The 22,819-nt window shown below is 65.9% G+C and carries 17 protein-coding genes, 1 tRNA gene and 2 rRNA genes; 14 read left to right on the top strand and 6 right to left on the bottom strand.

From position 1 onward, the window contains the following. Nucleotides 1-10 precede the first annotated feature (10 nt). Nucleotides 11-442 (bottom strand): tripartite tricarboxylate transporter TctB family protein, encoded by a 432-nt coding sequence (locus tag G5A46_RS03610; RefSeq protein ID WP_163847387.1) that lies wholly within the window; start codon nucleotides 440-442, stop codon nucleotides 11-13. Between the two features lie 93 nt (nucleotides 443-535). Then, complete coding sequence (locus tag G5A46_RS03615; protein WP_163847389.1) at nucleotides 536-1,534, bottom strand: Bug family tripartite tricarboxylate transporter substrate binding protein; 999 nt, start codon at nucleotides 1,532-1,534, stop codon at nucleotides 536-538. A 112-nt stretch (nucleotides 1,535-1,646) separates the two neighbouring features. On the opposite strand from G5A46_RS03615, the gene G5A46_RS03620 reads away from it, so the two are divergent. From G5A46_RS03620 to G5A46_RS03630, 3 genes are read left to right on the top strand one after another with little or no spacing between them, the layout of a single operon-like run. Beyond that, the gene (locus tag G5A46_RS03620; RefSeq protein ID WP_163847391.1) at nucleotides 1,647-2,318 is read left to right on the top strand and encodes a response regulator transcription factor; all 672 of its coding nucleotides are present in this window, start codon (nucleotides 1,647-1,649) and stop codon (nucleotides 2,316-2,318) included. Next, a complete protein-coding gene (locus G5A46_RS03625) occupies nucleotides 2,311-3,705 on the top strand; it encodes a sensor histidine kinase (protein ID WP_163847393.1) in 1,395 nt (464 codons plus the stop codon). The genes G5A46_RS03620 and G5A46_RS03625 overlap by 8 nt, the downstream gene beginning before the upstream one ends. Then, a complete protein-coding gene (locus tag G5A46_RS03630; protein ID WP_163847394.1) occupies nucleotides 3,702-4,790 on the top strand; it encodes an ABC transporter substrate-binding protein in 1,089 nt (362 codons plus the stop codon). Before G5A46_RS03625 ends, G5A46_RS03630 begins: the two co-directional genes overlap by 4 nt. A gap of 37 nt (nucleotides 4,791-4,827) precedes the next feature. On the opposite strand, the gene G5A46_RS03635 is transcribed toward G5A46_RS03630, so the two are convergent. Next, nucleotides 4,828-5,121, bottom strand: a complete 294-nt coding sequence (locus tag G5A46_RS03635) for a DUF2218 domain-containing protein (protein ID WP_204318739.1) — start codon at nucleotides 5,119-5,121, stop codon at nucleotides 4,828-4,830. Between the two features lie 156 nt (nucleotides 5,122-5,277). On the opposite strand from G5A46_RS03635, the gene G5A46_RS03640 reads away from it, so the two are divergent. From G5A46_RS03640 to G5A46_RS03690, 11 genes are all read left to right on the top strand, one after another. Continuing rightward, nucleotides 5,278-6,186, top strand: a complete 909-nt coding sequence (locus tag G5A46_RS03640) for a siderophore ABC transporter substrate-binding protein (RefSeq protein WP_163847396.1) — start codon at nucleotides 5,278-5,280, stop codon at nucleotides 6,184-6,186. Next, nucleotides 6,187-7,131 (top strand): ABC transporter permease, encoded by a 945-nt coding sequence (locus G5A46_RS03645; protein WP_163847398.1) that lies wholly within the window; start codon nucleotides 6,187-6,189, stop codon nucleotides 7,129-7,131. It abuts the gene before it with no gap. Nucleotides 7,132-7,147: 16 nt separating this feature from the next. Next, entirely contained in the window at nucleotides 7,148-8,113 is a 966-nt protein-coding gene (locus tag G5A46_RS03650) for an iron chelate uptake ABC transporter family permease subunit (protein WP_163847400.1), read from the top strand. After that, nucleotides 8,110-8,862, top strand: a complete 753-nt coding sequence (locus tag G5A46_RS03655) for an iron ABC transporter ATP-binding protein (protein WP_163847402.1) — start codon at nucleotides 8,110-8,112, stop codon at nucleotides 8,860-8,862. The genes G5A46_RS03650 and G5A46_RS03655 overlap by 4 nt, the downstream gene beginning before the upstream one ends. 191 nt (nucleotides 8,863-9,053) lie before the next feature. Then, entirely contained in the window at nucleotides 9,054-10,982 is a 1,929-nt protein-coding gene (locus tag G5A46_RS03660; RefSeq protein WP_163847404.1) for a TonB-dependent receptor domain-containing protein, read from the top strand. A gap of 3 nt (nucleotides 10,983-10,985) precedes the next feature. After that, the gene (locus tag G5A46_RS03665) at nucleotides 10,986-12,077 is read left to right on the top strand and encodes a MotA/TolQ/ExbB proton channel family protein (protein WP_239520604.1); all 1,092 of its coding nucleotides are present in this window, start codon (nucleotides 10,986-10,988) and stop codon (nucleotides 12,075-12,077) included. Further along, complete coding sequence (locus G5A46_RS03670; RefSeq protein WP_163847406.1) at nucleotides 12,074-12,451, top strand: ExbD/TolR family protein; 378 nt, start codon at nucleotides 12,074-12,076, stop codon at nucleotides 12,449-12,451. The genes G5A46_RS03665 and G5A46_RS03670 overlap by 4 nt, the downstream gene beginning before the upstream one ends. Further along, nucleotides 12,448-12,843 (top strand): ExbD/TolR family protein, encoded by a 396-nt coding sequence (locus tag G5A46_RS03675; protein WP_338050022.1) that lies wholly within the window; start codon nucleotides 12,448-12,450, stop codon nucleotides 12,841-12,843. Before G5A46_RS03670 ends, G5A46_RS03675 begins: the two co-directional genes overlap by 4 nt. Beyond that, nucleotides 12,840-13,892 carry a cell envelope integrity protein TolA gene (gene tolA, locus G5A46_RS03680; protein WP_163847408.1) on the top strand — a complete coding sequence of 351 codons (1,053 nt, stop codon included), beginning with the start codon at nucleotides 12,840-12,842 and terminating at the stop codon, nucleotides 13,890-13,892. The genes G5A46_RS03675 and tolA overlap by 4 nt, the downstream gene beginning before the upstream one ends. A 194-nt stretch (nucleotides 13,893-14,086) precedes the next feature. Continuing rightward, entirely contained in the window at nucleotides 14,087-15,394 is a 1,308-nt protein-coding gene (locus G5A46_RS03685; RefSeq protein WP_163847410.1) for an efflux RND transporter periplasmic adaptor subunit, read from the top strand. Then, complete coding sequence (locus G5A46_RS03690; protein ID WP_163847412.1) at nucleotides 15,391-18,489, top strand: efflux RND transporter permease subunit; 3,099 nt, start codon at nucleotides 15,391-15,393, stop codon at nucleotides 18,487-18,489. The genes G5A46_RS03685 and G5A46_RS03690 overlap by 4 nt, the downstream gene beginning before the upstream one ends. Before the next feature lie 473 nt (nucleotides 18,490-18,962). On the opposite strand, the gene G5A46_RS03695 is transcribed toward G5A46_RS03690, so the two are convergent. The 3 genes from G5A46_RS03695 to G5A46_RS03705 form a co-directional block, all read right to left on the bottom strand. Beyond that, nucleotides 18,963-19,039, bottom strand: a tRNA-Met gene (locus G5A46_RS03695). Between the two features lie 66 nt (nucleotides 19,040-19,105). Then, nucleotides 19,106-19,220, bottom strand: a 5S ribosomal RNA gene (gene rrf / locus G5A46_RS03700). A gap of 75 nt (nucleotides 19,221-19,295) precedes the next feature. Beyond that, nucleotides 19,296-22,716 (bottom strand): 23S ribosomal RNA (locus G5A46_RS03705). Nucleotides 22,717-22,819: the final 103 nt, after the last annotated feature.

Raw genomic sequence — 22,819 nt, forward strand, 5'->3', positions numbered from 1 at the left:
GCCTCCGCGCTCAGAAACCCCAGGGACCGCGCGCCAGCGACAATCCCAGGATCAGGTGAAAGATGACGTAGATGCCGACCGAGGTGCAGACCCCTACCAGCAGCGATTGCAGCGGTCCGGTGCCCAGTCGCCAGGTCAGGTAGGCGGCGGCCACGGCTGTCGCCAGGACAAAGCCGACCTCGGGCAGGAACTGCGCGTAGAGGATCATCACCACCACGGCCGCCGCGATTTCCAGCAGGCGGGCCGTTGCCGGCCAGCGCGGATCGGCGTCCGGGCGCAGGATGATCGCCACCGAGGCCAGGCCCAGGATGGTCGCGATGATCAGCGGGAATGTCTTGGGCCCGACGGCGTCAGAGAGGAAACTCTCCTCGATCTGAAGGGTGGCCCAGGCGAAGAAGATCGCCAGGAGAAGCCCGAAGGCTCCGAATATGCGGTCGCTCATGATGTCTCCCCCTTGAAAAGCCGGGCCCGGAGGTGTCTCCGGGCCCGGAAGTGCGCAGGCGGTCAGCTGCAAGTGGCCCGCGCGGTCACGGGATCATTTGATGATCCCGATTTCCTTCGAAATGGACTGGATCTGTGCCACGGATTCGGCCACGAAACCCTCGAAGGCCGCGCCTTGCAGGTCCAGCGGCGCCAGGCCGTTGTTGGCCATGATCTCTTTCCACGCGTCGGAGGCATAGAGATCGCCCAGCTTCGACACCCAGCCCTCGTAGGCGGCGTCGGACATGCCGCCCGGCGCGTAGAACCCGCGCCAATTGGCACCGATGGCGTCCACGCCCTGTTCGCGGGCGGTGGGGAAATCGGCGAATTCGCCGGGGAGGCGGTCGGGCGCCAGCACCGCGATCACCTTGATATCACCGGAATCGACAAAGCCCTTGGCCTCGGAGATATCGCCGGTGAAGGCCTGGACGGACCCTGCCAGCAGCTGGGTGACCGCCTCGCCGCCGCCGTCAAAGGCGATGTACTTGACCTTGCGCACGTCCTCGATCCCGTAGGCATTGGCCGCGATCAGGACTTTCAGGTGATCCCAGCCCCCCACGGCAGAGCCGCCGGCCACGGAGACGGAGGTGGGGTCTGCCTTGATCTGGTCCAGCAACTCCGGCAGGGTTTCGACCTCGCTTTCGGCAGAGACGGCGATCACGCCGTAATCGGCGCCGATGGCCGCCAGCCAGCGCACCTGGTCCATGGTGTTTCCGGGGAACGCGCCCTGGGCCAGCCGCGTCGCGGTGGCAGAGGACGCGGCAACGATCAGGTCGTCGTCGTCACCGCGCTTGTTCACCACCTCGGCATAGGCCACGCCGCCACCGCCGCCGGCCATGTTCACGACCTGCATCGTCGTGGCGATCAGATCCTGGTCCTGCAAGGATTTGCCGACCTGGCGGCAGGTGAAATCCCAGCCGCCACCGGGGTTGGCGGGGGCGATGCATTCCGGGTTCTCGGGGGTAAAGGCCGCGTGGCTTTCGGCATGTGCGGCACCGGCGGCAAGGCCCAGCCCCGCGACGGCCAGCGCCGTGCGGACGAAATTGAATGTCATAGGGTATCCTCCTCTGCGGGCGCGCTCTCCTTGCGGCCCTGTGCCGGGCACCATAGCGGTTGAACCTGTCGCGAACCTGTCACAACATCCCGTCGGGGAGGACAGCATCAGGATGCGGATCTTGCTGGTAGAGGATGCCCGCGATCTGGCGGAGGCCACGGTGACCCGGTTCCGGGCCAGCGGGCTGGCCTGCGACCATGCCGATTGCATCGCCGCCGCGCGCGATCACCTGGCGGTGCAGGCCTATGACGCCGTGGTGCTGGATATCAACCTGCCGGACGGGTCGGGCACCGGCCTGCTGCGGGAGATGCGCGGCGCGGGCCACGCCATGCCGGTGCTGATGCTGACGGCGCAGATCTCGGTGGACGACAAGCTGTCTGCCTTTTCGCTGGGCGCCGACGATTACCTGGTCAAACCCTTCGACCAGCGGGAGCTGGAGGCCCGGCTGCACGTCATGACCCGCCGCGCCCAGGCCGATGCCGACAGCGAGATCACGCTGGGCGGGCTGCGTTATGATCCGGTCGGCGGGGTGGTGCGGCTGAACGATCAACGGCTTGAGCTGACGCGCCGCGAACTGGCGCTGCTGGGCCTCCTGATGCGCCACCGCGGCCAGGTGCTGAGCAAGGACCGCCTGTTGGAGGGGCTTTATTCCTTCGAGGACGCGGTGGTCGGGGTGAATGCCATCGAACTCTACGTTGCGCGGCTGCGGCGCAAGATCACCGGGGCCGGCGTGTCGATCCGCACCCTGCGCGGCCAGGGCTACGCGCTCGAATCCGATGGCTGATCCGGCCCCGCCCCTGCCGGCGCGGCCGACCTGGTCGCTGACCGCGCGCATGGTGATCGGGCTGGGTGGTCTTTTGATGATCGGCGGCATCGTGCTGTCGCTGGCCGCGCTGGCCTATGGCCGCGCGGCGGCGCGGGATGCCTTCGACCGGCTGTTGGTCGGGGCGGCGGCCAATATCGCCGACAGCGTGTCCATCGTCGACGGGACGCCAGTGGTGGATCTGCCGGTTTCGGCCTTCGAGTTGCTGGCGCTGGCGCCGGAGGACCGGATCGCCTACCAGGTCGCCGGACCGGACGGCACGGTGCTGACCGGCTATGCCGACCTGCCCCGGCCCGAGGATCGCGCCCGAGGCAGGCCACGGCTATACGATGCGCCGTTTGGCGCGGAACCGGCGCGCTATATCCTGCAAACGCGGCGTTTCGCGGAACGAACCTTCTCCGGCAGTGTCGAGGTGATCGTGGGTCAGACCCTGCGGGCGCGCACCGCATTGGCCCGCGACATCACGCGCAGCGCACTGATCGTTCTGGCGATCGGCGGGGTCGCGGTGCTGGTGCTGGCGGCGCTGGTGGTGCGCCGGGCGCTGCGCCCGCTGGATCGGCTGGCCGCTGTTCTGGCGGCGCGCGATCCGCAGGATCTGACCCGGCTGGACACCGCTGTGCCGCGCGAAATCGCCGGGCTGGTGGAGGCGCTGAACGGGTTCACCGGCCGGCTGGACCGGCAGCTGGGCACCATGCGCGGCCTGATCTCGGATACCGCGCACCAGTTGCGCACCCCGGTCGCGGCCTTGCGTGCGCAAGCCGATCTGGCCACCAAGGAACCGGACCTCGCCCGCCGCGACATGCTGGTCGACCGCATCCACCAGCGCAGTGTCGGGCTGGGTCGGCTGCTGGACCAGATGCTCTCCCGCGCGCTGGTTGCCCACCGCATCGACGCCGCCCGACGGGAAATTCTGGACCTGCGCGATATCGCGCTGGACGTGGTGGAAAGCGGTGATCACCAGCTGCTGGCGCCCGGCATGGAAATCCGGCTGGACATCGGCGCCAGCCCCGTGCCCCTGCGCGCCGACGCCTTCTCCCTCACCGAGGCGGCGCGCAACCTGCTGGGAAATGCGCTCGTTCATGGCGCGCCGCCCGTCCGGGTCGGCGCCGATCACACGGCCGGCCAGGTTTCCCTGTGGGTGGAGGATGCGGGCCCCGGCCCCGCGCCGGAACTGCGCGCCCGGTTGGGAGACAGGTTCCTGCGCGATGCCGCCTCCTCGGGGAAGAGCGCGGGACTGGGCCTGGCCATCGCGCAATCCGTCGCCGGCGCCTACGGCGGCGCGGTGAAGATGGAAACGCGCGCGACGGGATTTCGCATCTCCCTGACCTTTCCGGAGGGGCCGGAATGATCCCCGCCTGGTCCCGCGCGCCCCTGGCCCGTCAACGGTGGCGCGTACCGGGCCGGGCGGTCCCGGCGCTACTGCTTCTCCCATTGCTGCTGCTGGCCTGGCCCCTGGCCGCGCAAGAGGCGACGCGCCTCTTCGGTCCGCCCGATGCGCCGCGCCGGCTGACCCTGCGGACCACCACCGATATCTCGGTGCTGGCACCCACCATCCGCGCCTTTCTGGACGCCCGGACCGGGTTGGCCATCGACTACCAGCAATGGGGCTCCAACGACCTGTATGCCCTGACGGCGCAGGATTGCGCCCAGGGCCGAGTGGCGGCGGGCCTGGTCCTGTCCTCCGCCGTGCACCAGATGGTCAAGCTGGTCAACGACGGCTGCGCCGCGCCCTGGCGGTCGGAGGCGACGCAGGCGCTGCCCCCCGGCCTGCGGTGGCGCGACGAGATCTGGGGCCTGTCCAGCGAACCGGCGGTAATCGTCTACAATCGCGACCTGCTGCCGCCCGGCGACGTGCCCGCGACCCGGTTCGACCTGCTGGACCTGTTACGGCGCGAGGACGGCGCCTATGACGGCAAGGTCGCGACCTATGACATCGAGACCTCGGGCCTGGGGTTCCTGTTCGCTTTCATGGACAGCCAGGAGGCCAGCACCTTCGGCGCGCTGATGGAGGCCTTTGCCCGCTCTGGCGCCGTGGCGACCTGCTGTTCGGCTGAAATCATCGACGGGGTCGCACGGGGGGAGTATCTGCTGGCCTACAACGTGCTGGGATCCTACGCCGCCGAACAGGCGGCCGCGGATCCCCGGCTGGGCATCCTGACGCCGCGCGACTACGTGCTGACCCTGGCCCGCGCAGCGATCCTGCCCGGACCCACCGCCCGGGCCGACGCCGGCGCCCTGCTGGATTTCATGTTATCCCCGGCGGGGCGGCGGGCGCTGGCGGCCAGCAACCTGATCATCGCCCCCTCGGACCCGGATGCGACCCGGCGGGGGCGGCGGGTGGCGATCCCGCTGGGGCCGACGCTGCTGGTTGCGATGGACCAGGCCCGCAGCCAGAGATTTATCGCCCGCTGGCGGCAAAGCTTCGCACAGTAGCCCCCTCCGCCCTGCGTGGCGGAACGGCTTGCGGCGCTCAGCCCTCCCGGATCGTCCAGGTCAGCGGGCCCGGCTCCTCCCGGAAGGCAAAGCGTTTCAGGTGGTCCTCGATGATGTATTTCGCCCGCGCGAGGCCGGTGTCGTCCTCGGCGCTGATCTCCAGCGTCAGACCTGTGGCGTCGGCGTTCAATCGCGCCGGGCCGGGCGGCAGGGCAACATGGCCGCTGCTTGCATCATGGCTCACCGCGACCTTGTGGGCGAAATGCTTGCACAATTGCTGTAGATATTTCGGCCCGTGGGCGGTTTCGAAGCGGGCGGTGGAGACGATCATCCGGCTCACCTTTTCCTGATGTTTTTGCTAGGCTATTTTCTTGACGCTGTTTCGGCAATCCCTTAATTGCGGCGCCATACAGCCAGCGCGCCGCGTCAGCCACTGCCCCCCCTCCCCCTGTCATGCCGGCCCGTCCGGCCCAGAACGGAGCGCGCCATGCCAACCTTTCGCACGCTGTTTCCCGCCCTTGCCGCTGCCTTTCTGGGCGCCGCCGGGGCGCAGGCCGATCCCGTCACCTTTGACACCGCTCGCGGTGAAATGACCCTTCCCGAAGTCCCCGAACGGATCGTGGTACTGGACATCGCCGCGCTGGATTCCATCACAGCGCTTGGTGTCATGCCGGCGGGGGTTATCGCGCCGCTCTATGTCGATTACCTGCCCGAGGCGCTGGAGGATGCGACCCGCGTGGGATCCTTCTTCGAACCGGATTTCGAGGCGATCGCCGCCCTGGCCCCCGATGTCATCGTCGTCGGCGCACGGGCTTCCACCCAGGTCGACGCGCTGTCGCGTATCGCCCCGGTCGCGGACATGAGCATCGGCACCGAGGTGCTGGCCGAGGGCAAGGCGCGCCTGCACGGATTCGGGGCCATGCTGGCGCGCGAGGACAAGGCGGCAGAGCTGGCCGCCGCGCTGGACGACCGGCTGGTCGCCCTGCGCCCCCGCGTCGCGGACCAGGGCGGACGCGCCCTGATCATCATGACCAACGGGCCGAAACTGTCGACCTTCGGCGCCAACAGCCGGTTCGGCTGGCTGCACCGGACGCTGGGGTTCGACATGGCGGTGGACGATGTGGACGCGGGCAATCACGGCGACGCCGTGTCGTTCGAATTCATCGCCGAAGCCGATCCCGACACCCTGCTGATCATCGACCGGGGCGCCGCCATCGGTGGCGGAACCGAGGCCGCCGAGGCCACGCTGGACAATCCGCTGGTCGCCGGCACCCGCGCCGCACGGAACGGCAAGGTGATCTACCTGGCCCCGGCCGAACTCTATATCGCGTCGGGCGGCATCCAGTCCCTGAACCGCACTCTGGACGAGCTGACCGCCGCATTGGGAGCAGAGTGAATGCGACTGGCGGGCCTTGCGGTCCTGACCGCGCTGGCAGGCCTGTCGCTGTTCCTGGGCGTGTCCGACCTGCGGCCCGCCGACCTGCTGACCGATCCCGAAGCGCGTGACCTGCTGTGGATCAGCCGCCTGCCGCGCACCATGGCGGCGGTGCTGGCGGGGGCTGCGCTGGCGGTCACCGGGCAGATCATGCAGGTGCTGGCGCGCAACCGTTTCATCGAGCCGATGACCGCGGGTGCCGGATCGTCGGCGGCATTGGGCGTATTGCTGACCACATTGCTGGCCCCCGCCGCGGCGATCTGGGTGAAGATGGCGGCGGCCTCCTTCGCGGCGCTGCTGGGCAGCCTGGGGCTGATGGCCCTGATCCGCCGCTTGCCGCCGACCGATCCGCTGCTGGTGCCGCTGGTGGCGCTGGTCTACGGCGGGGTGATCGGCGCCATCGTGACCTTTGCCGCCTACCAGACCGACCTGATCCAGTACCTGGGCACCTGGCTGACCGGCGAATTGTCCGGCGTCCTGCGCGGGCGCTACGAATTGCTGTGGCTCGCCGCCGCCGCAACGGTGGCGGCCTGGGCTATCGCCGACCGCCTGACCCTGCTGTCCCTGGGCGAGGACACGGCCCGCAGCCTGGGCCTGAACGTCCAGTTGGTGACGGCGGCGGGGGTGGTGGCGATCTCCGTGGTGACGGCGATGGTGGTCGTGACGGTGGGGGCCATCCCCTTTGTCGGGCTGGTGGTGCCCAACCTGATCGCCCGCAGCACCGGCGACAACCTGCGCCGCGCGCTGCCGCTGACGGCGCTGACCGGCGCGATCCTGGTGCTGGGCGCCGATATCGCGGGCCGGGCCGTCATCGCCCCCTACGAAGTGCCCGTCGCCACGATGGTGGCGCTTGCCGGGGCTGTGACCTTCCTGGTGCTGCTGAACCGGGGGGCGGGCCGTGCCTAGATTGCGGGAGCGCCCGATGGCGCAACGGCTGGCCTGGCTGGCGCTGGCGCTGGCTGTTTGCACGGCCGGCTACATGGGCCTGGGGTTGACGGGACCGCTGGACTTCATCCTGCCCTTTCGCGCGACCAAGCTGGCGGCGCTGCTGCTGGTTGCCGTGGCGCTGGCGGTGGCGACAGTGCTGTTCCAGACCCTGACCGCGAACCGCATCCTGACGCCGTCCCTCATGGGGTTCGACGCGCTTTACGTCCTTGTGCTGACGGGGATGATCTACGGCAGCGGTGTGACGGGCTATGCCGGGCTGTCGGCGCTGGCGCTGTTCGTGATCAATCTGGGCGCAATGGCGGGGCTGGGGCTGCTGATCTTTACCGGATTGATGCGGTTGGCGCGGCGCGACATGATGCGGCTGGTGCTGTCGGGCATCGTGCTGGGCATGTCGATCAGCGCCCTGTCGCAGTTCCTGCAGCGGCTGATCGACCCTTCGGAATACCAGCTGTTGCAGGCGGTGTCCTTTGCGCGCTTCACCCAGGTGGAGCCGCTGCTGCTGGGCCTCTCGGCGCTGACCATCCTGCCCGCGCTGGTTCTGTCCTGGCGATTGCGGCACCGGCTGGACGTGCTGGCCCTGGGCCGCGAAACAGCCCAGTCCCTGGGCGAACCACCCCAACGGCTGCAACGCCAGGCACTGCTGCTGATCTGCGTGCTGGTGGGCAGCGCCACGGCGCTGGTCGGGCCCTTCGCCTCGGGCGGGGGGGGGCCGTCCAGCTTCTTCGGGCTGATCGCCGCCGCCTTTGCCTACCGGGCGACGCCCAGCCACCGCCATGCCATTCTGCTGCCCTCCGCCGCGCTGACCGGCGCGATCATCCTGGTCGGCGGCCAGTTGGTGATGGAGCGTGTCCTGCACCTGGCCACGCCCCTGACCGTGGTGATCGAGCTGATCGGCGGCGCCACCTTCCTGTATCTCCTGCTGAAAAGGCGCGCCGCATGATCGACGTCTCCGACCTGCACCATTCCCTGGGGGGCGCGCCCGTGCTGAACGGTGTAGACCTGCACCTGCCGCGCGGAGGGATCACCGCGATGATCGGTCCGAACGGCGCGGGCAAATCGACGCTGCTGTCGCTGATTGCGCGGCTGCGTGACGTGCAGCGCGGCCGGATCACGCTGGACGGGCAGGACATCACCCGCATCGCGGATCGCGACATGGCGCGCCGGTTGGCCGTGATGCCGCAAAGCACCCAGATCACCGCCCGCCTGCGGGTCGCCGACCTGGTGGAATTCGGCCGCTATCCCTGGCACCGGGGCCGTCCGGGACCGGAGGACCGCGCGCTGGTGGCCCAGGCGCTGGAGCGATTCGACCTGGGAGATTTGCAAACGCGGTTCCTGGACGAGATCTCCGGCGGCCAGCGTCAGCGCGCGCTGGCGGCGATGACCTTTGCCCAATCCACCGATTACCTGCTGCTGGACGAGCCTCTGAACAACCTGGACATCGCCGCCGCCCGCGACCTGATGCGCCTGCTGCGGGAGATGGCGGACAAGGACGGCAAGACGATCCTGATCGTGATCCACGACATCAACTATGCCGCCGCCTTTGCCGATCGGCTGGTGGTGATGAAGGACGGCCGCATCGCAGCCGAAGGCTCGCCCGCCGAGGTCGTCACCGCCCCCCTGCTGAGCGAGACCTTCGGCACCCCCGCTCGCGTCACCCATATCGACGGACGGCCGGTCGTCCTGGTCTGATCCGCCGCCGGCGCAGTCAAACCGGGCCAGCGTCGGGCCATTGCGCCGACCGTCCCTATGGGGAGGCAACTCCGGCTCGCGGTTTCTTGACAATTTTAGTCGCCAATACTATGGCGCGAGGAATGGCCAGCCATGGCGCGTTCCCGACGTTCCAAGCAAGCGACGCAAGACAACATTTAGGGAACGGGACAATGGGCCTTTCAACACGTACATGGCTGCTGACCAGCGCCGCCATTCTGACCTGCGGCACCGCCACCGCGCAGGACACCTTCGCACTTGACGAAATCCGGGTGGAATCCGAAGCCGCGCAAGAGGTTCTGGGCAACACCGCCGTGACCGAGGAAGAGATCGAACAGCGCAACGCACAGCGCATGTCCGATGTCTTCGCCGGTCAATCCGAGATCACCGCCAGCGGCGGCGCCAATATCGCGCAAAAGGTTTTTGTCCACGGGATCGAGGAAAGCCTGCTGTCGGTCACCATCGACGGCGCGCGGCAGAACAAGTCCGCCTTTCACCACACCGGCAACGTCCTGATTGATCCGTTCCTTCTGAAACGGGTCGAGGTCTCCTCCGGCCTGGCGCCGGCCGATGCGGGGCCGGGTGCTGTTGCCGGCTCCATCGCCTACGAGACGAAAGACGCCCGCGACCTGCTGGACATCGGCGACACCTTCGGCGGCAATGCAACGCTGAGCTACGGCGACAATGGCGAGACGCTGCGCACCGGCCTCACGATCTACGGCGCGCAGGGCGGGTTCGAATACCTGCTGAGCGGCGTGAAGACCGAGGGCGAGGATTACGAGGACGGTGACGGCACCGTCGTGCCCGGAACCGCCGCCGACACGACCTCCTACTCCGCCAAGCTGGCCTATACAACGGACAGCGGCCATCGGCTGGAATTCTCCGCCGAGCAGACCCGCGACACCGGTGTCCGTTCCATGCAGGCAGGACCGGGCGGCCTGTACTATGCACGCCCTGACTTTGCCGCCGTGGTGGGCCGTACCTCCGTCTACCGCGAAGCCCTGTCGGAGCGGAATTCCTACAGCCTGACCTGGACCGACGAGACGCCGGACGGCATCTGGGCCCCGCGCGTGCAATTGGCCTACAACGAACAGCTGGTCGAGGCTGGCGGCGCCATCGGCACCAACACCAGCCTCAGCGGCACTTTCGCCAATGAGTTCAACCTGGCGAATGGCGTACTGACAGCAGGCGCCGATTTCTTCCACGACACCGCCGAGGGGCACGGCACGCTGAATGTCGGCAATGCTACGGAAACGCTTAACAATTTCGGCGTCTTCGCGCAGATGCGCCAGGATCTCGGCAGCCGCTTGTCACTCAGCTACGGGGCGCGGGCCGATTTCCAGACCTTCGAACTGGCCGACGGCACCGAATATGACGATAGCGGTGTCAGCGTGAGCGCCGCCGCCGATATCGCTCTGACCGACCAACTGTCGCTGAACATCGGCGCCGCCTCCACCTGGGGCGGGTACGAGTTGAGCGAAGCCAGCCTGATCAACCTTTCCGGCGCCTGGAGCTACGGAACACCCGTCGCTTCGCGCGCAACCAATGCGCGGGTTGGCCTGCGGTTCGAAAACGGTCCCTGGACCGCGAATGGCGCGCTGTTCTGGACCGAAGTGCAGGACGTGAACGACGTACTCACTGCCGGGCGCACCACCGCCGACCTGACCACCCGGGGTGTCGATGCCTCCCTGCGTTACGACGGCGGGCGCGGCTACGTCGAGGCGAACTACACCTATGCCGACGTCGAGCTGGACGGCGCCACCATCGGCACGACGGCCTATTACTACGGCCGTCCCGTTGGCCATATAATCGGCCTGTCCGCCGGGTTCGAGGCGACGCCCCAACTGACGCTGGGCGGCACCGCCGAAATCGCGCTGGAAAACAACGACACCGCGACGCCGCTGCCCGGCTACGAGGTGCTGAACCTCCACGCCAGCTACACCCCGCGTGCCTATGACGCGCTGGAACTGCGGCTGGATGTGCGCAACGTCTTCGATGAAACCTATGCCAGCCGCGCGGCGGATGGTCTGGGCCTGGCGAATGTCGTTCAGCTGAACGAGCCGGGCCGGACCATCGCCCTGACCGTCAACACGAGGTTCTAAGCCATGAAAAACCGGTTCCTGCCCGCATTTCTGATCACCTGCGTGATGGGTGGCACCGCCGCCTTCGGGCAGGAGCCGCAAGGAACGGAGCCGCCCGCGACGGGCGGCTTCTCCGCCGGAGAGACGGAGGCGCTGACCACCGCACCCACCGGCCCCGGCCAGACGGCTCCCGCAGAGCCAGCCGCCACGGATGCCGCGCCTGCCCAGGATGCCGCCTCCGCCCTGGCGTATGATCCGTCACAAAGTTCCGCAACAACTGATACGACTGTTGCTTCGGATCTTTCCGAAGCCTCTGAAACAACAGAAGCTATAGACGCAACCGGCCGGGAAGCAGAGGCAGAGCCAGAGGGGCAGCCCGACGCGCCAGTCCGGACAGAAACACCTGAAACGACGGAAACACTCGCTGCGGCCGCCCAGCCCGAGACACTGGAAGATCGTCTGACAGAAGCCAGGACCTTCCTCATCGACGGCGGCCCGGCGATCTGGGCCATTGCCGGCCTGTCTGTCATCACCCTGGCGCTGATCCTGTGGAAGACCTGGCGCCTGTCGCTGGCCGGCGCCTGGTCCTGGCGCGTCTCCGCCCGCGCTGTCGATGCTTGGGAAGCGGGCGATGCCGCGACCGCGCAGGCGCTGGTGGCGACCCGCCGGTCGCTGCGCAGCCGCATGACCCGCGCCGCGCTGCACGCCCGCCTGACCCTGCCCGAGGCCTCCGCCCGCGAGGAGGTCCAGCGCGTTGCGAAATTGCAGCTGGCGGCGCAATCCTCGGGTCTGCGGGCGCTGGAGCTGATCGCCACCATCGCCCCGCTGCTGGGCCTGCTGGGCACCGTGATGGGCATGATCTCGGCCTTCCAGGCCCTACAGGAGGCCGGCAACCGCGCCGATCCCGCCCTGTTGGCCGGGGGCATCTGGGAGGCCCTGCTGACCACCGCCGCCGGCATGGCCGTGGCGATCCCGGCCTCTGTCGCGCTGACCTGGTTCGAAAGCGTGCTGGACCGCGTCCGCACCGATCTTGAAAACATCGCCACCCGGATCTTCATCGCGCCCCTTCCCGCCGAGGCGGGCGCCACGGTGCCGGACCGGGTGGCGGCGGAATGAACCTGTCTCCGCCCGCCCGGCCGCGCAGGCGCCCCAGTCTCACGCCCATGATCGACGTGGTGTTCCTGTTGCTGGTCTTCTTCATGCTTGCCTCGCGCTTTGGCCTGGACGCGGTGATCCCGCTGCCGCTGGCCGGCGGTGGCGGCGGCTACGAAGGCGCGCCCCGGCTGGTGGAGATCCGTCCTGAAACACTTGCCCTGAATGGCCAGCCGATGGCCGCCGCCGCGCTGCCCGGCGCGCTGGAGGGGCTGACCGCAACCCCCGCGGACACGATCATCCTGCGCGGCCGTGACGACGCGGATCTGCAAAGGGTGATCGGCGTGGCTGAAACGCTGCGCGCCGCCGGATTTCAACGCCTGGTGCTGATCGAATGATCGACCTGTCCCCGCCCCCTCGCAAACCCCGCGCGGAATCCATCGTGCCGATGATCAACGTGGTGTTCCTGCTGCTGATCTTCTTCCTGATGACTTCGGAACTGTCGCCGCCCGAACCGATCGAGGTCACGCCGCCCAACGCCAAGGGGGAGGACGCCGAGGCGGCACAGGCCGTACTTTTCCTGGGCCCTGAAGGCGATCTGGCCTTCCGCGAACTGACCGGGCCCGCCGCGCTGGCGGCCTTTGCCGCCGAAGCGGGCGCGGCAGGTACGCAACAGGCCCCGCGCCTGCGCGCCGACGCCAAGGCCCCCGCCACGCAGGTCGCCGCCGTTCTGCGCGATCTGGCTGCGGCGGGGCTGTCCTCGGTCGCGCTGGTGGCGGTGCCGCGATGAAGGCCGATTTCCCCCTTTTCGTGGCCGCCGCCGTGGGGCTGCACCTGGCCATTGTGCTCATCGCGCCCGAAGAGGACGGCGGCGTCGCAGTGGGCGGCCAGGGTGGGGAGGCGACGGCCACCATCGCCGCCGTGACGCCCGAACTTGCCGCGCTGGTGCAGGAATGGGACACCCCGCCCGATACCGCCGAAGCGCCCGACACCCCCCCCATGGCCGAGGCCCCGGCGACAGAACAGCCCCCCGCGCCCACCCGCGACACCCCCGCGCCGCGTGTGGCCCTGCCCGATCTGCCGCGCGCGCAGGCGGAGATGCCAACCCTGCCAAGCGCCGAGATCGAGCGGCCCGAACCGCCCCAATCCATCCCCCTGGTCGCGCCCGACATATTGGCAGAGCCGGTGCCCGAGGACAGCGAGACGCCCGATATCGCCCGCCCGCAGGATGCCCCGCCGCCGCGCCCCCAGGCGCCGCAGCCGCAAGTCACGGTGCGGCCCGACCGCCCGGCCCTGCCGCAGGTGGACACCGCGCCGCCGCCGTCGCAGCAGGCGGTGAAACGCAGCCTGCGCCCGGTGGAACGCCCCGAGCGCCCCACCCGGACCGCCGAACCCAAGCCCCGACCCCAACCGCAGCAGGCCCGCCCGCAGCCACAGCGCAGAGAAGCCACCGGCCAGCGCGACAGTGTTGCGCAACAAGCGCGCAAGTCTGCCGGCAGCGGCGGGGCCTCTCAGGCCGGCGACGCCCGTAGCGCCGGAGCCAAAGCCGCAAGTGCCGCCCAGACCCAGCAACTGATGTCCGCCTGGGGCGCACGCATCCGTGCCCGCATCGAATCACGCAAACGCCATCCCGGCGGACGTGGTGGACGGGTCGTATTGCGAATTACCGTGGCGCCTTCCGGGCAGGTCACCGGGGCCGGGATCGCCCAATCTTCGGGCCGGACGGCGCTGGACCGGGCGGCGATCACCGCCGTGCAACGCTCGGGCCGGATGCCTGCGGCGCCGCGCGGCCTGGGCGGGGGCAGCCAAAGCTTCACCCTGCCCATGAACTTCAACTAGGCCCGGAGCCCAGCCTGCCCCCGTTCCGGGCTGAATGTGGCGCGAAACCGCGCCCGTTGGCCCGTCTGGCAGGCAGGTTTCTGGCCGAAGGCAGGCCTCTGAGATTTTTTCTGCCCGAAGACCATTTTCTTCGACGGAATTTTACGAAATGGACGTTTGATCTTTCGGACCGTTTGACAGAGGCTTTTTTCTCCATGCGCACATTTCTCATGCTGATCGTGTCGGCAGCGATCCTGGCCGGGGCCTACGTGGTGACCTTCGGGCTGCCAGCACAGGTGGCGGCCATCATGGGCAGTGACAGCGCCGCGCCCGAAACCGGTGGCGCCCCCGCTGGCGCCGCGCGGGGGCCGGGCAGGCCCGGCGGGCCGCGCGGCCGGTCCGGGGCGACCACGGTGGTGACCACAGCGCTGGAACGCCAGCCCTATGACAGCGTACTGACCGCCATCGGCACCGCCTCTGCCCTGCGCAGCGTGGAGGTCGTGTCGGACGCCGCCGGCACGGTGATCGAGACCAACCTGGCCCCCAACCGGGAGGTCGAGGCCGGCGAAGTGCTGGTCCGGTTCGATGCCCGGACCCAGGTTCTGAACCTAGAGATCGCGCAGGCGGAATTGGATCAGGCCCGCGATACCGTCTCTCGCTATGAACGGCTGCGCAACACCGGCAGCGCCACCGTCACGGATGTCACCCTGTCCGAAGCGCGGGTCAGCCAGCGCCTGGCCGAAGCCGCTGTCGGGCTGGCCGAAGTCGCGCTGGAGGACAAGACGATCCGCGCCCCCATCGCCGGCCGCCTTGGGCTGAGCGACGTGGATGTCGGCGATGCGCTGGCCGCCAATGCGGTGATCGCCACCATCGACCAGGCCGACGCGCTTCTGGTGGAATTCGAACTGCCCGAACGCGCCATCGGCCTGTTGGCCCGCGCCGACGAAGTCCTGCTGAGCACCTCGACCTTCACCGGGCGGGTCTTCACCGGGACGGTCGTGTCTTTTGACAGCCGGATCGACAGCGTCACCCGCAGCGTGACAGTCAAGGCGCGGATCGACAATCCCGAGGGGATGCTGTGGCCGGGCATGACGTTCTCCGTCCGGCTGGTTCAGCAAAGCGACCCGCTGCCGGCGTTGCCCGCAACGGCGATCACCTGGTCCCGCAGCGGGTCAAGCGTGTGGATCGATGCGGACGGAGTTGCCCAACAGGCCCCCGTGACCATCCTGTTCCGCCGCGACGAGATGGTTTGGATTGATGCCGATATCCCCGACGGCGCCATGATCGTCACCGAGGGCGCGCAGAAGCTGCGCGAAGGCGCAAGACTTGACCGCGCAGGGGAGGATGGCGCGGGGGCAGGCGGTGCGGGGGGACAGCGCGGCCCCCGGAATGGCGTCCGCGACGGCAGCCGAGAACCGGCCCGCCGGCCCGGCAACAGCCCCACTGCTTCGGGCGCGGGCGACACGCCGGCCGATACGGGCGCGACCCCCGGCCGGCCCGCCACCGCAAAGGAACCGACATGAGCAGCGCGCCCTCCCGCTTTCGGTCGGGCCTGACCGATCTGTTCGTCTCCCGCCCGATCTTCGGGGTGGTCATCAACCTGCTGATCCTGATCGCCGGGCTGGCGGCCCTGGCCTCGGTCGATGTGCGCGAAATGCCCGACGTGGAGCAGCCCGTCCTGTCGGTGCGCACCAGCTACGAAGGGGCCGTCCCCGAAACCGTAGACCGGGAGATCACCCAGGTTCTGGAAGACGCGCTGAGCGCGCTGGACGGCCTGTCCTACATGGAAGCCACGTCCAGCACCGGCGAAAGCCGCATCACCATCGACCTGTCCGAAGGCACCGACGTCGATGTTGCCGCCAACGAAGCGCGGGAGATCGTCTCAAGCACCCTGCGCCAGCTGCCCGACGAGATCGACGACGATCCCAGCGTCTCCAAAAGCGACAGCAATGCCGACGCGATCATCCGCCTGGCCCTGCAAGGCAACGCCAGTCTGGACAATCTGACCGCTCTGGCCGAAGGCGCGATCTATGACCGCCTGGCCACCATCGACGGCATCGCCGAGGTCACGGTGCGCGGCGACCGGTCCAACGAATTTCGCGTCACCCTGGACATCCCCGCCCTGCTGAGCCGGGGAATGACGATATTCGATGTCTCCGACGCCCTGACCGCCCTGCGCGACGACACCCCCCTTGGCCAGCTGGAGACCGATGTCCAGACGCTCGCCCTGCGAGTGGGCAATGCCGACGTGACAGTGGAGACTGTTGGCCAGGTGCCGATCGACGCCAACACGCGGGTCTCCGACGTCGCCTTTGTCCAGCTGATCCCTGAGGATGGAGCCGTCGTGACCCGCGTCAACGGACAGCCCGCCATCGGTCTGGACATCACCCGGCAATCGGCGGGCAACACGCTTTCCATCTCCCGCGATGTCGCGCTGGCGGTTGAGGAATTGCAGGCCGACCTGCCCGAGAATGTGCAACTGATCGTCACCTCCGACGACGGGACGTTCATCGAAGGCGCGATCGAGGAAGTGGTGAAATCCATCGGCCTGGCGACGATGATCGTGGTCGCCGTGATCTTCGCCTTTCTCCGCTCACCGCGCGCCACCATCATCCCTGCGGTCACCATCCCCGTGGCGCTGATCGGCACGATCGCGGCGATCTGGCTGACCGGGTTTTCCGTCAATACGATCAGCCTGTTGGCGCTGGTACTGGCGACCGGCATGGTGGTCGACGATTCCATCGTGGTGATCGAGAACATCGTGCGCAAGCGCAAACAGGGGTTGGGTGCCTTTGCCGCTGCCGCCTCCGGCACGAACGAGGTCTTCTTTGCCGTGATCTCCACCACCGCGACGCTCGCAGCGGTGTTCATCCCGATCTCCTTCCTGCCTGGACAGGCGGGCGGGGTGTTCAGCGAATTCGGCTTTGTCCTGGCCTTCGCCGTAACGCTGTCATCCATCACCGCGCTGACCCTGGCGCCGGTCATGGCGGCATTTCTCGACCCCGGCAAGGAGAAGACAACGTCCGCGGCTCCTGCGGCTCCCCCCGCGCGCGATGGCTGGGCCATGCGCGCTTTCAGCGCCGTGATGGACAAGGCGATCCGCATGCCGCTGCTGGTACTGGCCGTAGCGGGAGGCTTCGTCATCATCGCCGTCGGCGCGGCGGGCAGCCTGTCGTCAAGTATCACCCCGCAGGAGGATCGCGGCTTTTTCCTGGTGCAGGCGCGCGGCGCTTCCGACACGACGATCGAATATCTCGACACGCAGGTCACCCAGGTGGAGGATATCCTGGCCCCGTACCGCGAGGCGGGCGAAATCTCCACGGTGCAAAGCATCATCGGCGTGCGCGGCGGCACCAGCGCCTTCATCGTCGTGCGGCTGCCGGATTGGGATACCCGCGACCGATCCCAGGCCCAGATCGTCGCTGAAATCGGCGGCAAACTGTCGGCAGTGCCCGGTGTGCAGGCCAGCGCCCGCTCGACCAACAGCCTGAACATCCGGGGCGCGGGCCGAGGTCTGCAATTCGCCCTGACCGGCAACAACGTCGAAGCCATGACCGAGGCCGCCGATGCCCTGATCGCCGTGATGGCCCAGGACGCGACCTTCCTGAACCCGCAGCTGTCCGACGAATCCGTGCAGGCACAGTTCGAAATCCGCGTCGATCCGGACATGGCCAGTGTCTTCGGCCTGTCCGAGGCCGAAATCACCCAGACGATCGGCGCCATGATCCAGGGCAGGACTGCCGTCACCGTCTTTGAAAGCGACACGGAAACCGACGTGGTCGTGGTGCCCGGCGGCCCGCCGATCAACGACCCTGCCGACCTGGATTCGATCCAGCTACAATTGCCCGGCGGCGCCTATGTGCCCCTGTCGGCCGCCGCGACCCTGGTCCCGGTGGTCAGCCAGGCGACGCTGGAACGCCAGGGCGGATCGCTGGCCGTGGCGGTGCAGGCGAACCTGGGCGAGGGCGTGGACCTGGGCCAGGCGATGACCCGCCTGAGCGCACTTGCCGCTGACACGCTGCCCGACGGCATCGGCCTGATGTTCACCGGGGAGGCCGCCACCCTGAACGACGGCCAAAGCGCAATGTACCAGGTCTTCGGTGTCGCCTTCATCGTGGTGTTCCTGGTGCTTGCCGCGCAATTCGAAAGCATCGCCAGCGCCGTGGTGATCATGCTGACCGTGCCCTTCGGGCTGGCCGCCGCGCTGATGGCGATTTCCCTCAGCGGGGGGTCTTTGAACTATTACAGCCAGATCGGTCTGGTCATGCTGATCGGGGTGATGGCCAAGAACGGTATCCTGATCGTCGAGTTCGCCAATCAGTTGCGCGAAGCCGGGCAGGATATCGATAGCGCCATCCGCGACGCCCTGCGCCTGCGGATCCGGCCAGTCATGATGACCATGGTCTCTACCGTCTTTGGCGGCCTGCCCCTGATCCTGACCTCGGGCGCAGGGGCAGAGGCCCGGATCGCCGTCGGCTGGGTGATTGTCGGCGGCCTGGGCTTTGCCACCGTCTTCACCCTGTTCCTGACACCGGTCTTCTACCGCTGGATCGCCGAATGGGGGGCCACTCCCGGCATGGCCGCCAAACGTCTGCAACGCGAGGTCACCAGCGTGTGACCCCGACCTTCCGCCGCGCCCTCCAGCGTCGGCGGAGGGCTGATTGCGGGCAACCACCCGGTTGGCACCGCGGTTGATCTGCCGGCCTCGGGCTGAGTGGCGGCTATCGGTACCCAGTTCCACGGCAAGAGCTCGTCGAGCCGGTTGATCTTCTGGTCGTGAATCCGGTCGAGGAGGTCAGGCGCTACAAGCCGAACGCGACGCGCTCATCCCTGCGCCGATCGAGCTTCCAACGGGTCTGCCCGCGCTCTACCGGTCCCATGTTGAGGATCTGGTGGGAACGCTCACGGACGAGGCCGTGGCGGGCCCGGCAGCTGATGAGTTGCACACGCTGGTCGAGACGGTGGTCGTCTCCTGGGACGAGGAGGCGGAGCTCCACACGCTGGAGATCCGTGGCAAGCTGTTGGAATTGTTGAGCTTTGGGGACAGCAAAAAGGCCGCTTCCCTTTCGGGAGCGGCGTCTTCGCTAAAGCTGGTTGCGGGAGTAGGATTTGAACCTACGACCTTCAGGTTATGAGCCTGACGAGCTACCGGGCTGCTCCATCCCGCGTCAATTTTGTCCTGATCGGTTTTTTTCATCGTTATAGAGAGAAATCTTTTTGATGTTTCTTGCTAGGTCTGGCGGCGACTTACTCTCCCACGTCTTGAGACGCAGTACCATCAGCGCTACGGCACTTAACGGCCAGGTTCGGGATGGGGCTGGGTGTTTTGCTCGCGCTATGACCACCAGACCGAGGAAGAAACATCAATTGTTGTCCAAGTCTGGGTGTTGACTTTTGAGTAGAGCTTTCTGGCTTCTACTGGATCAAATCAAGCCTATCGGGCAATTAGTACCGGTCAACTGAATGCATTGCTGCACTTACATCTCCGGCCTATCGACGTGGTGGTCTACCACGGCCCTCGGGGATACCTTGTTTTGAGGGGGGCTTCCCGCTTAGATGCCTTCAGCGGTTATCCTGTCCGATCATAGCTACCCTGCACTGCCGTTGGCACGACAACAGGTCCACCAGTGGATCGTTCACCCCGGTCCTCTCGTACTAGGGGCAACTCCTCTCAAGTATCCTACACCCACGGCAGATAGGGACCGAACTGTCTCACGACGTTCTAAACCCAGCTCACGTACCTCTTTAAACGGCGAACAGCCGTACCCTTGGGACCTGCTCCAGCCCCAGGATGAGATGAGCCGACATCGAGGTGCCAAACACTGCCGTCGATATGGACTCTTGGGCAGTATCAGCCTGTTATCCCCGGCGTACCTTTTATCCGTTGAGCGATGGCCCTTCCACTCGGGACCACCGGATCACTATGGCCGTCTTTCGACTCTGCTCGACTTGTCAGTCTCGCAGTCAGGCTGGCTTCTGCCATTGCACTCAACGAGCGATTTCCGACCGCTCTGAGCCAACCTTCGCGCGCCTCCGTTACGCTTTAGGAGGCGACCGCCCCAGTCAAACTACCCGCCACACAGGGTCCCGGAACCCGATAAGGGATCGCGGTTAGACATCAAGCAGAACAAGGGTGGTATCTCAAGGATGGCTCCACCGAGACTGGCGTCCCGGTTTCGAAGCCTACCACCTATCCTGCACATGTTGTGCCTGATGCCAGTGTGAAGCTGTAGTAAAGGTGCACGGGGTCTTTCCGTCTAACCGCGGGAAGCCTGCATCTTGACAGGCAATTCAATTTCGCTGAGTCGATGTTGGAGACAGCGGGGAAGTCGTTACGCCATTCGTGCAGGTCGGAACTTACCCGACAAGGAATTTCGCTACCTTAGGACCGTTATAGTTACGGCCGCCGTTTACCGGGGCTTCAATTCGGAGCTTGCACTCCTCCTTTTAACCTTCCGGCACCGGGCAGGCGTCAGACCCTATACGTCGTCTTGCGACTTCGCAGAGCCCTGTGTTTTTAGTAAACAGTCGCCACCCCCTGGTTTGTGCCCCCAGATCCAAGTTGCCTTGAACCCGGGCTCCCTTCTCGCGAACTTACGGGAGTATTTTGCCGAGTTCCTTCAACATCGTTCTCTCAAGCGCCTTGGTATTCTCTACCAGTCCACCTGTGTCGGTTTAGGGTACGATCCAATGAGAGGCTATTTCCAGGGACCGATCAGCGGCCCACCCAATCCGATAAGGGTGAACAACCTTCACGATCCGTCACATCTCTCTGGCTCAGGAATATTAACCTGATTCCCATCGACTACGCCTTTCGGCCTCGCCTTAGGGGTCGGCTTACCCTGCTCAGATTAGCTTTAAGCAGGAACCCTTGGACTTTCGGCGACAGGGTCTCTCACCCTGTTTGTCGCTACTCATGTCATCATTCTCGCTAGTGATCTCTCCACCGGATCGCTTACGCGCCGGCTTCACAGAAAACTCCGCTCCTCCAACGCCCCCCGGAGGGGACTAAGGAGGAATGGAATTATGTCACACTACGCTCCGCTACCATGCCTTACGGCATCCTCAGCTTCGGCTCATGGCTTGAGCCCCGTTACATCTTCGCCGCAGGACAACTTGTTTAGACCAGTGAGCTGTTACGCTATCTTTAAAGGATGGCTGCTTCTAAGCCAACCTCCTGGTTGTTTTGGTCGTCCCACCTGCTTTCCCACTTAGCCATGAATTGGGGGCCTTAGCTGGAGGTCAGGGTTGTTTCCCTCTCCACTACGGGCGTTAGCACCCGCAGTGTGTCTGCCATCTAGTACTCCCGGGTATTCGGAGTTTGGTTAGGATCAGTAAGCCTGTGGGGCCCCATTACCCATCCAGTGCTCTACCCCCCGGGGTATTCGGATGACGCTCTACCTAAATAGATTTCGCGGAGAACCAGCTATCTCCGAGTTTGATTGGCCTTTCACCCCTAGGCACAACTCATCCCGACCTTTTTCAACAGGTGTGGGTTCGGACCTCCAGTACGTGTTACCGTACCTTCATCCTGGTCATGCCTAGATCACTCGGTTTCGGGTCTGATCCATCTAACTCGACGCCCTATTAAGACTCGCTTTCGCTGCGCCTACACCTAACGGCTTAAGCTTGCTAGATAGACCAAGTCGATGACCCATTATACAAAAGGTACGCCGTCACAAGACTGGACACTAATGACAACCTAGAAGGGCATGGAAATCCTGAATTGCAGGGTTTCCAGACCTGGGTTGATATTCGACAATTCCGCGTTCGACCGATGGTCGTAGGAGATGCCGTAGCGGATCCCCTTCCGCGATTGGTAACCGACCTCGACACCCGATCGAAACTCGATCGCGTGGCCAAGGTCCGGCCCATCTCCGCGGCTGTAGAGGCCGGGGAGAAGTGAGAGCTGCACATAGGCACGATCACTTGCGAATTGGCCGGTCCAGGTTGCCCCCAGACCGATCCACGCGTCGCCATCTCCGGTTACGGAAACGCCGGCTGCTGGTTGGAACGGCCCATAGGTTCGCCCGGAGTCATACTTCAGATAGACCTCTTCGCTGATCGAGTTCCCGTTGAACTGTACGTCACCGAAACTCAGCGCAATGCGCTGTTCTTGCTGGCTTTCCGCCAGGCATCCGGTTCCGCAGTGGTTCACCCCCATGTCGGTCAGACCGGCCACGAGGAAGAGAACTGCCAATGCGCCATCCATGCTACTGCCCTTTCAGCTGTTTCCAGCAGGCATAGCGTGGTGCGCAGGGATTGTCATTAGAGTCCAGTCAAGCTCCGACTGATTGTAGGCGTTCGGTTTCAGGTACTGTTTCACTCCCCTCGTCGGGGTGCTTTTCACCTTTCCCTCACGGTACTGGTTCGCTATCGGTCAGTAAGGAGTACTTAGCCTTCGAGGGTGGTCCCCCGATCTTCAGACAGGATTTCACGTGTCCCGCCCTACTTAATACGTCCGATCATGCTTCCCATACGGGACTGTCACCCACTATGGTCGATCTTTCCAGATCGTTCTGGCCACATTCACGGCTCGGCTGGTCCCCGTTCGCTCGCCGCTACTAGGGGAGTATCAATTGATGTCCTTTCCTCCGGGTACTTAGATGTTTCAGTTCCCCGGGTTTGCTCTTAAAACCCTATGTATTCAGGTAATAAGTACCTGTTTCAGCAAGATATAGGCTGCCCGAAGGCAATTATATCGAACTGTCAGGTGGGTTGCCCCATTCGGAAATTCATGGATCAAAGCCTATTCTCGGCTCCCCATGACTTATCGCAGAGTATCACGTCCTTCATCGCCTCTTACTGCCAAGGCATCCACCAAACGCCCTTCTCGCGCTTGATTTGATCCAGAAGAAGACAGATTGCTCTGCCGCGATCCATATGCGGGCTGGTTCGTCCGCTGGATCTCTGTTCCGGATCAAAAGTCATTACTATCCCGCCTGGCT

It is taken from the genome of Pseudooceanicola aestuarii, assembly GCF_010614805.1.
Lineage (GTDB): Bacteria > Pseudomonadota > Alphaproteobacteria > Rhodobacterales > Rhodobacteraceae > Pseudooceanicola > Pseudooceanicola aestuarii.